The sequence below is a fragment of the Catenibacterium sp. genome (assembly GCF_052354645.1).
GTDB lineage: Bacteria > Bacillota_I > Bacilli_A > Erysipelotrichales > Coprobacillaceae > Catenibacterium > Catenibacterium mitsuoka_A.
The window spans coordinates 1-14,434 of the sequence record NZ_DAWDDM010000015.1 but is presented as its reverse complement, the minus strand read 5'-3'; the positions used below and the strand labels follow the sequence as shown (position 1 = coordinate 14,434).

Below are 14,434 nucleotides of genomic sequence, written 5' to 3'. Positions count from 1 at the left end.
CTCTTGTATAAATTATATCAACTCTTTATGAACTATAGCAGAACTTCTCTCTTTTTCTTTTTGTAATATAAAGAATAATATAAGCTGAAACAAATCCGCCAATCATGCCACTTACATGACCGGATAAAGATATTGTCGGTACAATAAAAGAAATAAACAACATCAGTAAGACATTCATTCCTAGGTTTCTTGCAATATCGCGAAGCTGTGTAGGATAGAACAAATAAAGCGCACCGATAGCACCAATGATTCCAAAGATTACACCACTCACACCACCACTTACTGTATGGGCTCCAATGCCCAATAATAAATAAGCGATATAAGGAAGACCAGTAGTAGAAAGCATGGATGCAAGTATGACTATCAAATACTTTTTAGAGCCCATCAAATATTCTACAAAACAGCTAAGATTATACGTAGAATAACAATTCACTACTATATGCATTAAGCCAAAATGAATAAAATTTGCAGTAATCAAACGATAATATTGATGAGTAACTTGAACATAATATGGATTAAATCCTCCACAAGCTAAGCCCTGCATCGCATTCATATCCATACTAAATAATAATGTTGTTCCTATATAAGTAAGTATACATAATACAAGTAGTGTATAAGTAACAGGATATTTTTTTATATTATTCATGTTTATCCTCTATGAATTCAAATATTGTCATTTGATCAATACTTGGATCATCCTTCTTAATAACTGTCTCATGATTATCTAATATTTCAGCTAAAGTAACTTCTGATTTTAAATCTTCATCAGTAAAATGGGCTTCTCCCATTTCAATAAGTCTAATATTACCACTATAATCCAATGTTTCATAAACAAGCTGTCTTGTCCAATGAGAATGGATATTCTGAATAGAAGTAAACCAGACAGGGCCACTACCAATATGCGTACCTGTTACTATCTGTGCAAAGACCATACCACAAATATAAAGATTCTTATCTAATGCATGAGTAACATCAAATAAAGCATATGGATCATTGGCAGTCATAATAACTAATTTATTCTGTTTAATATATTTAGAATACAGTCTAATCTTATCGAACATATGATCTGCGACAAATAATACCGCATTCCCGTTATTAGTTAGCTGTGTTCTTAAGGCAAGCTCTTCTACACCCTTAGAACCACCAACAACTACTGTATAGCCTTCCTTTGAAATTTTTTTCATAATTTCTTTAGTGACATGACGCATTGTCTTGTTCATCATCTGTGGACCAGCAACTGATATATTAACACCATAACTTAAAGATAAATCACCTATATAGCTAATGACTAAAGGCATCTTAGTTCCTAATACTCTTAGACTTGCAGGATAATCTTCTTCGTAGATAGTTGTGACACCAATATCCTGGTTTTCTAGATTCTGCAGTGCATAAAAAAGATCTGGTAAGAGCTTTTGTCTCTTTTCTATCTTATGAGCTGTAAATTCATCTAAACCTATAATCTGGGTTAATGTATCAATACTCATCCCTGTAATCATACTTGGTTCTTTATGGGCTGATTTTAATTTTTTCTCTATTTCCTGCCACTCTTGTGTACTTATAGGCTGCGTGGAACTTGGAATCAAATCACCACAGCATAATATTAAGGCAAGACTGTTTAATGTTAGTTGTAATTTCATGTTCTTATATTCCTTCTTACATGTCATTATATCATATAATTTTGGTATAAAAAAGTGGCCGTTCATAAGAACGGCCTAGTGAAAGGATAAGTAGTTATTACAAAATACCCATTTTTTCTTTTACAGCAGCCTGAGCAGCAGCAAGTCTTGCGATTGGTACACGGTAAGGTGAGCAAGATACATAAGTTAATCCAATCTTATGGCAGAATTCTACTGTCTTTGGATCACCACCATGTTCACCACAGATACCAAGTCTGATATCAGGACGAGTTGATCTTCCCTTTTCAGATGCAATCTTCATTAATTCACCAACGCCTTCCTGGTCAACAGTAGCGAATGGATCATGTTCATAGATATTCTTAGAATAGTAATCGCCTAAGAACTTAGCAGCATCATCTCTTGAGAAACCGAATGTCATCTGAGTTAAGTCATTAGTACCAAATGAGAAGAATTCAGCTTCAGTTGCAATCTTATCAGCTGTGATGGCAGCTCTTGGAATTTCAATCATAGTACCAACTTCATATTTCATATCTAATCCGCTTTCAGCAATTAGCTTATCAGCAGTCTTAACAACTACATTCTTAACATACTTTAATTCTTTTACATCACCAACTAATGGGATCATGATTTCTGGAGTAACTGTATGTCCTGTTTCCTTAGTTACGTTGATAGCAGCTTCGATGACAGCTCTTGTCTGCATTTCAGCGATTTCTGGATAAGTAACAGCAAGACGGCATCCTCTGTGACCCATCATTGGGTTAAATTCTTTTAATGATTCTACTCTTTCCTTTAATGCTTCGAAAGTCATACCTAAGCTTTCAGCTAATGGTTTGATTTCTTCATCAGTATGAGGTAAGAATTCATGTAGAGGTGGATCTAAGAAACGGATATTAACACTATATCCATCCATAGCTTTGAATAATTCTTCAAAGTCTCCTCTCTGGTATGGAAGAATCTTTTCTAATGCTTCCTTACGAGTTTCTACATCTTCTGCAGTAATCATTCTTCTGAAGTTGAAGATTCTTTCTTCTTCGAAGAACATATGTTCAGTACGGCATAATCCGATACCTTCAGCACCAAATGTAGCAGCCTGTTTAGCATCTCTTGGAGTATCCGCATTAGTTCTTACTAATAATTTTCTTTCTTTATCAGCCCAAGCCATGAATGTTTCAAAATCACCACTAATTGCAGCAGGAACAGTCTTGATCTTCTGAGCAAATACTTCACCTGTAGAACCATTTAATGATACATAATCCCCTTCAGTTAATACTGTACCATCTGGTAATGTTAATGTCTTCTTATCTTCAGAAACTCTTAATACACCACAACCAGCAACACAGCAAGTACCCATACCACGAGCAACTACTGCAGCATGAGATGTCATACCACCACGTACTGTTAAGATACCTTTAGCTAAGTTCATACCTTCGATATCTTCTGGAGAAGTTTCATTACGTACGAGAATCATATCCTGTACACCATTTGCATGAGCTTCCTGAACATCTTCAGCTGTGAAGTAGATATGTCCAGTAGCAGCACCTGGAGAAGCAGCTAAACCTGTAGCAACAGCCTTTGCAGCCTTGTAGTCTTCTTTATCGAAATTTGGATGTAATAACTGGTCTAACTGTTTTGGTTCAACCTTTAATAATGCTTCTTGTTCATTAATCATGCCTTCATCAACCATGTCAACAGCAATCTTTAAAGCAGCCTGAGCTGTTCTCTTACCGTTACGAGTCTGTAACATGAATAATTTACCATCTTCAATTGTGAATTCCATATCCTGCATATCTTTATAATGATCTTCAAGAATATGACAAATCTTCTGGAACTGTTCATAACATTCTGGCATAACTTCATTTAATGTAGCAATTGGCTGAGGTGTTCTGATACCAGCAACAACGTCTTCACCCTGAGCGTTCATTAAATATTCACCAAATAATTTATTTTCACCAGTTGCTGGGTTACGAGTGAAGGCAACACCAGTACCTGACTTATCACTTCTGTTACCATATACCATCTGCTGAACGTTTACAGCTGTACCCCAAGAACCTGGGATATCATTTAAACGACGATAAGTGATAGCACGGTCATTGTTCCAAGAACCAAATACTGCTTCAACTGCAGCTAATAACTGTTCAATTGGGTCCTGTGGGAAATCAACACCTGCATGTGCTTTATAAGCTTCTTTATAAACTGCAACAACTTCTTTTAAGTCTTCTGCTGTTAATTCAGTATCAAATTCAACACCTTTTTCTTCTTTGATTGCATCAAATTTATGTTCGAAATCTGATTTTGGGAATCCCATTACAACGTCAGCGAACATCTGGATGAAACGACGATATGAATCATATACGAAACGTTCATTTCCAGTTGTTGCAGCAAATTCCTTAGCTACTTCATCATTTAAACCTAAGTTTAATACTGTATCCATCATACCTGGCATTGAGATTCTTGCACCAGAACGTACAGATACTAATAATGGGTTCTTTGGATCACCTAAAGTTCTTCCAGTGATTTCTTCAAGCTTTTTAACGTGTTCAACGATCTGTCCTTTAATATCATCTGAGATCATTTTTCCGTCTTCATAATATTGTGTACAAGCTTCTGTAGTCACTGTGAATCCCTGAGGTACAGGTAAACCGATACCTGTCATTTCAGCAAGGTTGGCACCTTTACCACCAAGGAGATTACGCATATCCTTGTTACCTTCGCTAAATAAGTAAACATATTTTTTCATAACTACTAAATCCTCCTTATGTCTTTTCACTTATTTCATTATACACTTGTAAGGGCTTACTTGCAAACGCTTTCTTTTCTGTAATTGATTACACATTAAAAAAAAGCCCTATATAAGGGAATTATTATTGTTAAAAAAATAACAACATTTTTCTCCTATAGGGCTAAATGATGGATAATCGTGATTAATTGATCAGTTTGTAATGTTTGAAGCAGATCTGGATTTTTAGTTATTGTTTCATAAAGAAGATGATGTTTTGTCTCATAATCCTCTTTTGAAATAGTAATAACGACTCCTTCAAGCTGTTTCTTAGTGATATGAGTATCATAGATATAGGAATGCTTCACACCAAAAACATGGGATAAATGAGACATATATTGGTCTATATGAGTCGTTCCTAGATGAATCACTGTGTCACAATGCAAAGATAAATAGCGTGAAGCAATATCAGATACGATCAAAAGACCACCCTTTTTATTAAACTCATGCATGATGCGATACTGAGATGCATGATTCATAAATTGATGAATCACAAAATTGACATTCAGTTTTTCAGCATAATAAAGAATATCTTCATAGCTTTCTACAAATATAATCTGTTTCTTTTCTGTATTAAAATAATCATCATGACATAAGAAATGTGTACATTCTACCTTAGAAGAATCAACATGCAATGTAGTATGAATATTTTTCTTTAAGAACTCATGATGATGAAGTCCATAAAGAATACTTGAACAGTCTAAAGGAAGATGTTTCTTGATTTCCTTTATTTCTCTTATTTCTTCACTAGAAAAGCTATGAGAATCCTGATAAATGAGATATGAGACGAAGTTAGTATCTATCACTTGTCTTCTCATATATTCTAATAGTTTAGAAGGCGTAGTAAAGAGTATATCAATACCCTTATAAATTGTCTGGCATTCTTCAAATGTATTGGTACCAGGATAAGATGTAATAAAACGATATTGTGTGTATTTATTATATTCTTTCATATCAAAAGAGGAAGATAACAGTTCTTCTTTATGTCCTAGTAAGATGATCTGTGTCTTCTCCTCATGAATCATAGATGCAAGCAAGGGTGGAATAATGGATAACAGACGATCTTTGGAAGAGTCAACATTTAAGATAAATGATTGACTCTTCTCAATAAGTCTATACGATTGCTTTTGGATTATTCCAGGTGCAATCATCCCCATATCACCTAATGCATGAATAACCTCATCGGGCCATTTATATTTAATAAATTTCTTCATTATTTAGATAAGATATATTGTCTCACTTTAGAAATAAAATAGAGAGAACCTGTAATAAATACAACACCTTTATGACTATAAGCCTCATCTACTGCATGTTTCCAGTCTTCATCAATCTTCACTGGGAAGTCTTCTGCAAGAGCTTTGGCAGTTGCACGACGAGGATGATCAAACTGAGTAACAGTAATATCCTTTGATAAAGATAATAATGTTTCTAACATATGATGAGTGTCCTTATCTCCTAATGCGGAAAAGATGATTTTAATATCACTAAAATCACGGGCACTTTCAAAGAAGGCATCCATTCCTTCTCTATTATGTGCACCATCTAGGATGATTAAAGGATTTTGATGAATTGTTTCAAAACGTCCTTCCCATACTGCATCATGCATACCTTTTTCTAGATCTGCATCCTTAAATGGGAATTCTTTTCTAATATATTCTAATATATTAATCGCAAGTGCACTGTTAGTAACCTGATAATGTGCTGAAGTAGATAAAGATATATGATATCCATGATAATCATAAGAAATAGAAGCACCATAATAGACACGTTTAGGTTTTCTTATTTCTATAACATAAGAATGATGCTTATGAGCTTCTTCATAGAAGACTTCTAGACATTCCGGTCTTCTTTCAGCTGTCATATAAGGAATACCACGTTTAATGATTCCTGCTTTACTTCTCGCAATACTCGCATATGTATTTCCTAAGAAGTTTATATGATCTAAACCAATATTTGTATTAACTGTAAGTATTGGTGAAATGATATTAGTGGCATCTAGTGTCCCACCAAGCCCCACTTCAAATAAGGCAATATCTACACCCTGTTCAATAAAATACATGACTGCGATAAATACTTCTATTTCAAACTTAGAAAGCTCATAAGCCATCCAATCATCCATATAACGATTCGCATATCTTACAATAGTCGCTTCATCAATTGGTTTATCATTAACACGAATAATATCTAAACGATTTACTAAAGCAGGAGAAGTAAATGTACCTACCTTATAGCCTGCACATTTTAATACTTCTTTTGTATAATTAGTTGTCGAGCCTTTCCCGTTTGTACCGCCAATATGAACACATGTTAATTTAGTTTGAGGATCATAGAAATCATACATAAAGTTCTTAAAGTTTGTGAGAGAATAAACTCGATCCTTTTGCGCTTCAATAAACGCTAAAACCTGATCATAATCACTAAAACGAGGAAGAACAGGGATTGTCTTCTTCAATAAATAACGACCATTAGATTCTACATCTACACTATAATCATGCTGCTTAAAGAAAGATACATGTTCTTCATCTGTATAAGCAGTTAATTCTTTTGTAACAAATCTTTCAGCAAGTTCAAGGAGTTCTTCTTGTACAAGAGTATCCTGATAATCTTCTGATACATAAACAAAAGATATATTAGAAAGATCCAAGAGTTCTAGTATACCTATAATCACTTCTCCACTGTAGGCTAAAAAGATCATCTTACAGGGATCTTTTAAAGCTCTTGATGTTTCATAATAATCTTTCGCAAGAAACTGAACAATTGCGTCTATATCTTCTTTTGTTGCAATCTTATATTCAAAATTTTCATTCATTTATATCACCTGTTGATATCTTAAAGTAAAAAGGATGGTTTGACCATCCTTTTTTTCTCAATTATTAGATTTTCTCAAAACGATCAACGTCAACTACAAATACTGTTGCCCCACCAACAAGTACATCTACCATGATTGGTGTAAAGAATTCACCCATTTCAGTAGGTGGTACTGTAGGTTCCTTTTCTACACGTTTCTTTGCATTGGCCTTAATGATTTCAATAGCGCTATCTACCTTATCATCATTTGTTCCTACAAAGAATGTAGTATTCCCTTTCTTTAAGAAACCTCCTGAAGTAGCAAGCTTTGTAACAAAGAATCCACCTTCAGTTAAAGCGCTCTGGACAGTTGAACTGTCATCATTATTCACAATCGCAATTATCAGTTTCATACTATTGACCTCCTAATACGAATTAGTTTGTACATATATTCTAGCATATTCAAAGACAAAAATACACACATATTATATAATGGCTCATGGTGATTTATATGAGTATACAAGAAAAGTTAATAAAGTGGTATGAAGTTAATAAACGTAATCTTCCTTTTAGAGATATTAAAGACCCTTATAAGATATGGGTAAGTGAGATTATGCTGCAACAGACGACTGTCACTGCAGTGATTCCCTATTATAAACGTTTTATTGAGAGATTTCCGGATATAGAAACACTTGCGAATGCAACAATAGAAGAAGTCTATAAGTATTGGGAAGGGTTAGGTTATTATCGTCGTGCATTGCATCTTCATAAGAGTGCTAATCTGATGAAAGATACATTCCCTACGGAGTATAAAGACATTCTCGCGCTTATTGGTGTAGGACCCTATACTGCAAGTGCTATTATGAGTTTTGCGTATCATAAGCCTTATATTGCGGTAGATGGGAATGCCTTAAGAGTATTGAGTAGATTATATGCGATAGAAGAGAATATTGCGTTAAATAAGACTGTGAAGACAATTACAAATATAGGTAATCAACTAGTTATTGGTTATGATTCAGCAAAGATCAATCAAGGGATTATGGATTTTGCGAATGCGGTATGTTTACCTGTTCACCCTCATTGTAATGAATGTCCACTCCAAAAGGAATGCAGAGCCTATTTGACAAATAAGCAAGACGTACTACCTATTAATATAAAAAAAGTAAATAAGAAAAGCTTATCTTATATTACAGGTATTGTAGTATATGATGATGAAGTGATGCTTATTAAAAATAAAAATGGGCTGCTAGAAAATATGTATTTACTTCCTCAATATGAAGTAGAGAGTCCTTATTCCTTTATAGAAGCATTTAAAGAAGATTATGGGATAGACTTAGAGGTATTATCGCATTTAAAGGATTTTAAGCATGTATTTACTCATCGTACATGGTATATGCATGTATATGTATTTAAAGCTGATATTCGTTCTATTGACTTCTATACAAAAAATAAGCAGGAGGAATTAACTATTCCTACTGCCCATAAAAAGATATTGAAATATTATGAAGGCTGATTAGAAATAATCAGTCTTATTTGTTCATGTCATATTTTTCAATGATTCTAGCAACAACTGGATGACGTACTACATCAAGTGCTGTTAAGTAAACAAAGGAAATACCTTTGACACCATCTAAGATCTTCATAGCATGTTTGAGACCATTTGTTGTCTGTTTAGGTAAGTCAATCTGAGTAATATCCCCTGTAATACACATCTTAGAGTTAAAGCCTAAACGTGTAAGGAACATCTTCATCTGATTGTCTGTTGTATTTTGTGCTTCATCTAAAATAACATAAGCGTCTTCTAGTGTACGCCCACGCATATAAGCAAGTGGCGCTATTTCAATAATACCCTTTTCAATTAATTTCTCTGTATTTTCTGCACCTAACATATCATAAAGTGCATCGTAAAGAGGTCTTAAGTAAGGGTCAATCTTTTCTTTAAGGTCTCCAGGAAGGAACCCTAGGTTTTCTCCTGCTTCTACAGCTGGTCTAGTGAGAATGATTTTTTGTACTTCATGATTCTTTAATGCCTGTACAGCAAACACTACAGATAAGTATGTTTTACCTGTACCCGCTGGACCAATCGCAAATACCACATCATGATCTTTTAAAGAATGATAGTATTCTAGCTGTCCCATTGTCTTAGGATATATGATCTTGCCATGACTTGTACGGGCAATATGAATATCAAATAGAGAATCCATTTCATCAAGCTTACCATTTCGTCCTAACTTGATTGCATACACCACATCTCTTTTAGAAATACGTACATCCTTTTTAGTAAGTTTAGCAAGTACCTGAATCACCTTTTCTAATACAGAATCACTATGATCTAAATAAATATCTGTACCACGGACATTGATTGCATTCTCAAATTCATCTTCCAATAAAGCGATATTTTCATCACTTGGGCCACACAACAATTGAATGGCATCTAAGCTATAATCACTTAACTGAATCACTTTTTCCATAAAATCATCCTTTCATTGAAAAAAAGAAGAGTCAGATGACTCTTCTAAAAATAAATCTTATCTACGACGTTTCTTCTGGTTCTTTCTAGCTGCTTCTGATTTCATTTTTCTCTTTAAACCAGGTTTAACATAGAATTCTCTTTTACGAGCTTCAGCAAGGGTTCCTGTTCTAGAAACTTGTCTCTTAAAACGACGTAAAGCATCATCTAAAGATTCATTTTCTCTTACTACTGTCTTTGCCATTGAACTTTCCCCCCTTTACCGCTAAATTCGAATATGATTATACACAATGATTTTTAATAATGCAAGCCTTTTTTAACTTTTATTTTTCAAGTTTTACATATCATCTTCTAATTGTTCATTATAAAGTTTTTTCGCATATTCCTGAGCAATGAATTTATCTCCAGGATAAGGTGTATTACCCACTAGTGATGTCATAAACTGTTCATGACCTTTTCCTAAAATCAAAATAACATCACCTGGACAGGCTGCATCTATTGCCTGCTGGATGGCATAACGACGATCAGTAATAATCACTGAAATAGGATCAACAATCTGTTCTTGAATCTGTGAACAGATGCCTTCGATATCATCGTCTCTTTCATCCTGTTCTGTCAATATGACATAATCACAATACTTATTAGCAAGTGCACCTATCTTACTTCTTTTATGGATATCTTTACGTCCTGGTGCACCAAATACCGCAATTAAATGACCATTTCCTTTAACACTATGGACAAACTTGAATACTTCTTCAAAGTTATGTGCATGCTGACAATAGTCAACAATAATATGGAAAGGTTGTTTAACAGGGACAACTTCCATTCTACCTTCTACTGGCTGAATATATTTAATCGCATTCACGATTTCATCAGGTGTCATTTCTAAGGCATAAAGAGTTGTCAATATTGCAAGAGTGTTAGATATATTAAACGGTGCAATAATAGGAACTTCTACATGATAGTAATGATTTTTAATATAGATATTAAATGCTGAATGATCAATATAATATTCAATCTCACGTGCCATAATATCTGCTTTATGATGAATACCATAGGTTAATATTTTAGCATGATCCGCCATATCCTTATAGTTAGTAGTTAGATAATGATTAAAACGTACTTCATCTGCATTAAGAATGGCATAACCACCTTCTTTAAGCAATCTAAAGAGTTTAACATAAGATGTCATCAGATTATCTACAGTTCCATGGAAGTCCATATGTTCTTCATAAGCATTTGTAAATACCGCAATACTGAAATTAACTGAATCAACACGCTTTAAAGCTAAGCCATGAGAAGAGACTTCTAGAGTAAAGCCCTTCACATTCTCTTTAACCATGTTATAGAAGTTACGATGTAAACAGATAGGATCTGGTGTAGTGCCAGTCATCTGCATCATTGTAGGTCCATATTCTATTCCGTTGTTACCTACATAGCCCATCTTTAAATAACGTCCTAGTAATCTTGCGACAACACGAGCTACGACTGTTTTACCACTTGTTCCTGTAACACCTATTCCTGTCATCTTATAGGAAGGATGATCATAGAAGAGATCTGCCACACGATTGAGTTCATCTAAGACATCTGATACCTGAATATAAACAATGCCCTGATAATAACGACGTAACGGCTTAGAATGAACAATACATTTAGCACCTTGGAAGATGGCATCATCGACATATTTATGACCATCTGTCACAAGACCTTCAATACAAAAGAAGATAGAATCCTTTCTTACATAACGGGAATCGCTATGAATAGATTCAATCTTTATATCACTTTCAACTTTAAAAAGCTCATTAAGCTTCTTCACTAGAAACCACCCCGATTAAATCATAACCTCGATGATCTGTTACCTTTACTTTATAAATATGTCCTTCTTTTAAAGAATCATCTGCAACAAGAACCTTTAAGTAATTAGAGGCATGTCCTACCATGTAGCCATCCTTTTCTTCTTCAATAAGTACTTCGAGTTCCTTATTCATTTCAGATAATGCGAATTCAGTTTTTAATTCATCAGAAAGCTGCAATAGTCTTCTAACACGGTCTTTCTTGACATCTCCTGGTACCTGACTAGGCATTCTATCTGCTGGTGTTCCCTTTCTTCTTGAATAAGGGAAAACATGCAATTGATTGAAATGAAGTTTTTTAATCCAGTTATATGTATCAACAAAGTCTTCTTCTGTTTCTCCAGGGAATCCTACAATGACATCTGTAGTAATAGAGATACCTGGTAACGCTTCTTTAAGTTCAAAATATTTCTTTTCAAATTCAGCTGTATTATAATGTCTTGCCATTCTTCTTAGAATAGAATCTGTACCAGACTGAATAGGAATATGTAAATGATCTACGATAATAGGACTTCTACCAATAAGTTCAATGATTTCATCACTCACCTGACTCATTTCAATAGAAGAAATACGTAATCTCTTTAATCCCTTGATTTTAGTTGTTAAGTCTACTAATAGATCATAGAAAGAATAATTGTCTAAATCCACACCATAACCTGCTGTATGAATACCAGTTAAGACGATTTCTACAAACCCTCTATCTACAAGTTCCTGAGCCTGTCTTAAAACGTCTTCCTTAGGACGAGAACGAACTCCACCACGTGCATAAGGGATAATACAATATGTACAGAAATTATTACATCCATCCTGGATTTTTAGGAAAGCTCTTGTTTTATTTTCAAATGCATGAATACTTAAGTCTTCAAAACGAGAGACCTTCATAACATTTTCTATTTTCACAATCTGTTTATGTGTCATCTTATATTCTTCTACAAAGTCTACAATAGAAGCACGATGTTGTGTCCCAAGTACTACAGAAACACCTTCTATTTCTGTGATTTCTTCACTTGCTACCTGTGAATAGCATCCCACTACACAGATGACTGCATCAGGATTAGTACGATGTGCCTTACGGATCATCTGTCTTGATTTAGAGTCCCCTGTATTTGTGACAGTACATGTATTAATAACATATACATCTGCAGGAGATTCAAAGTCGATATTGTCATACCCTCTTTTCTTGAATATTTCTAACATCGCTTCTGATTCGTAGCTGTTTACTTTACAGCCTAAAGTATGAAAAGCAACTGTTGCCATTGTCTCACTTCACTTTCTTTATTAATTTCTTATATGTACGATCACTAATTAATTGATGATTATACATGTATTCTACGAACTGTGTATATTCACCATGTTCATAATAAACCACTAATTCTTTTGCATCTTCAATAGATACCCTGTTAGAATGACGATTGTCATCACCAATCACAATACGACAGATCAGTGAATAGTCTTCTTTCACAAACAAATAGATAGTGCCTAATTCTTCATAATAATAGGCAATATGAGATTCATTTTCATATACTTTTTCTAAGCTGGAAAAAGGTGTATCAAATACAACTGGTCCATAATATCTAAAAGCAGTATCTAGTGTAATTGGCTGATTCTTCACATATTCTGCATGTTGCTTTAATAAGAGAATCTGATAATCATTGATATACCAATTATTGATATCAGGAGAATAGATAGGAATATAAATATCTCTTGAACTTTCTTCATCATAAAAATGAGGGAGTGTTTCTAATACATTCTTTAAATCATTATTAAACATTTTTCTTTTTTCTTCATAGGTAATATATTCAAACATATCATAATGACCTGACGCAAAAAGATTATAGGAACCTTCAATTGCTTCTTTTACATCTAGTGCACGCAAAAGGATTTCCATATTGAATAATTCAATTTCTGATTTAACTTTAAAACGAATATTCAAGTCTTCTAATTCTTTTTTATGTTCTTCACAATAATGATATAAGTTTGTTTTATTGTATTTTATATCCCTGCTGTATTTATTAATGACTGCAATAAAGTTCATATTAATCCCCCAATTCTCTTCTATACCCTATAACACTAAGCATATATAAGGGTGCTGTCTCACTTCTTAAAATACGATTACCAATAGAGCATGGCACAACACCCATTGACTGCATCTTTTCTACTTCCTGAAGATCAAAACCACCCTCTGGTCCTACTATAATAGTAATAGATGTATGAAGGCCATTGAGTGCTTTTGTGAAAGCATGATGTTCTCCATTCTTACTTTCTTCCTCATATGCCACAACATTCACTTCAGATAAATAATCCTTTAATTGTGATAATTGAATAGGAGGTGTAATCTCAGGAACAATCTGTCTATGACATTGTTCACTTGCTTCCTGGGCGATACGTACAAAACGTTCCCTCTTCTTGTTGAAACGTCCTTCATCCATTTTCACTATACTTCTAGAAGCACGCAAAGGAACTATACGTGTCACACCTAGTTCTGTTGCTTTTTGAATCACAAATTCAAACTTATCACTCTTTGGTAAACCATAAACAAGTGTTACTTCAACATCTAATTCATTATCTTCCTGAAGTTCTTCTTTAATTTGTAGTAAACCCTGCTTTGTATCGATGATTTCACATAAGTAAACATGCTTGTCTTCATCAATACAAATGACATGTTCACCCTTTTCCATACGCATTACTTTAGTAATATGCTTATACATAGAATCATCAGTGATAATGATGTCATTTTGTCTATAATTATTTTTAATAAAATATCTCTGCATAATCATCTCTCTCCTCTAGCATTCTAACATTTTTGTCAACTACCCACGACCTAAAGGTCATGGGCTTGTAACTGCCCAGTCGTACTAACGGTTTACACCTCCGACCTTTAACCCCAATAGATATTGCTATCTAAAGTGGC

General features: G+C 34.1%; 13 protein-coding genes. 1 reads left to right on the top strand and 12 read right to left on the bottom strand.

Annotation, left to right across the window (positions count from 1 at the left end):
- Positions 1-25: 25 nt before the first annotated feature.
- The 6 genes from ACT8VG_RS01515 to ACT8VG_RS01490 all read right to left on the bottom strand — a co-directional run bounded on the left by ACT8VG_RS01515 (position 26) and on the right by ACT8VG_RS01490 (position 7,613).
- On the bottom strand, positions 26-646 hold the full coding sequence (locus ACT8VG_RS01515) for a rhomboid family intramembrane serine protease (RefSeq protein ID WP_444195063.1): 621 nt from the start codon (positions 644-646) through the stop codon (positions 26-28).
- The gene (locus ACT8VG_RS01510; RefSeq protein ID WP_161220303.1) at positions 639-1,637 is read right to left on the bottom strand and encodes a DNA-processing protein DprA; all 999 of its coding nucleotides are present in this window, start codon (positions 1,635-1,637) and stop codon (positions 639-641) included. Before ACT8VG_RS01510 ends, ACT8VG_RS01515 begins: the two co-directional genes overlap by 8 nt.
- Before the next feature lie 97 nt (positions 1,638-1,734).
- Positions 1,735-4,374 carry a pyruvate, phosphate dikinase gene (gene ppdK, locus ACT8VG_RS01505; RefSeq protein WP_187012797.1) on the bottom strand — a complete coding sequence of 880 codons (2,640 nt, stop codon included), beginning with the start codon at positions 4,372-4,374 and terminating at the stop codon, positions 1,735-1,737.
- Positions 4,375-4,529: 155 nt separating this feature from the next.
- On the bottom strand, positions 4,530-5,627 hold the full coding sequence (locus tag ACT8VG_RS01500) for a DEAD/DEAH box helicase (protein ID WP_444195062.1): 1,098 nt from the start codon (positions 5,625-5,627) through the stop codon (positions 4,530-4,532).
- Positions 5,627-7,222, bottom strand: coding sequence for a glutamate ligase domain-containing protein (locus ACT8VG_RS01495; RefSeq protein WP_444195061.1), 1,596 nt, complete (start codon positions 7,220-7,222; stop codon positions 5,627-5,629). The genes ACT8VG_RS01500 and ACT8VG_RS01495 overlap by 1 nt, the downstream gene beginning before the upstream one ends.
- 64 nt (positions 7,223-7,286) lie before the next feature.
- Positions 7,287-7,613, bottom strand: coding sequence for a cyclic-di-AMP receptor (locus ACT8VG_RS01490; protein WP_117458661.1), 327 nt, complete (start codon positions 7,611-7,613; stop codon positions 7,287-7,289).
- Positions 7,614-7,711: 98 nt separating this feature from the next.
- On the opposite strand from ACT8VG_RS01490, the gene ACT8VG_RS01485 reads away from it, so the two are divergent.
- Positions 7,712-8,713 carry an A/G-specific adenine glycosylase gene (locus ACT8VG_RS01485; protein ID WP_418221213.1) on the top strand — a complete coding sequence of 334 codons (1,002 nt, stop codon included), beginning with the start codon at positions 7,712-7,714 and terminating at the stop codon, positions 8,711-8,713.
- Between the two features lie 16 nt (positions 8,714-8,729).
- Here the strand turns inward: ACT8VG_RS01485 and ACT8VG_RS01480 are convergent, their stop codons facing one another.
- The 6 genes from ACT8VG_RS01480 to ACT8VG_RS01455 all read right to left on the bottom strand — a co-directional run bounded on the left by ACT8VG_RS01480 (position 8,730) and on the right by ACT8VG_RS01455 (position 14,294).
- The gene (locus tag ACT8VG_RS01480) at positions 8,730-9,671 is read right to left on the bottom strand and encodes a PhoH family protein (RefSeq protein ID WP_117458663.1); all 942 of its coding nucleotides are present in this window, start codon (positions 9,669-9,671) and stop codon (positions 8,730-8,732) included.
- A gap of 57 nt (positions 9,672-9,728) precedes the next feature.
- On the bottom strand, positions 9,729-9,914 hold the full coding sequence (rpsU, locus tag ACT8VG_RS01475; protein WP_006505139.1) for a 30S ribosomal protein S21: 186 nt from the start codon (positions 9,912-9,914) through the stop codon (positions 9,729-9,731).
- 93 nt (positions 9,915-10,007) lie between these two features.
- The gene (locus ACT8VG_RS01470; RefSeq protein ID WP_117458664.1) at positions 10,008-11,486 is read right to left on the bottom strand and encodes a UDP-N-acetylmuramoyl-L-alanyl-D-glutamate--2,6-diaminopimelate ligase; all 1,479 of its coding nucleotides are present in this window, start codon (positions 11,484-11,486) and stop codon (positions 10,008-10,010) included.
- Positions 11,473-12,780: a tRNA (N(6)-L-threonylcarbamoyladenosine(37)-C(2))-methylthiotransferase MtaB gene (gene mtaB / locus ACT8VG_RS01465; RefSeq protein WP_187012801.1), complete on the bottom strand. Its 1,308-nt coding sequence runs from the start codon at positions 12,778-12,780 to the stop codon at positions 11,473-11,475. The genes ACT8VG_RS01470 and mtaB overlap by 14 nt, the downstream gene beginning before the upstream one ends.
- Positions 12,781-12,784: 4 nt before the next feature.
- Positions 12,785-13,558 carry a hypothetical protein gene (locus ACT8VG_RS01460; RefSeq protein ID WP_444195060.1) on the bottom strand — a complete coding sequence of 258 codons (774 nt, stop codon included), beginning with the start codon at positions 13,556-13,558 and terminating at the stop codon, positions 12,785-12,787.
- Position 13,559: 1 nt separating this feature from the next.
- Positions 13,560-14,294 carry an RsmE family RNA methyltransferase gene (locus tag ACT8VG_RS01455; RefSeq protein ID WP_432268057.1) on the bottom strand — a complete coding sequence of 245 codons (735 nt, stop codon included), beginning with the start codon at positions 14,292-14,294 and terminating at the stop codon, positions 13,560-13,562.
- Between the last annotated feature and the right edge of the window lie 140 nt (positions 14,295-14,434).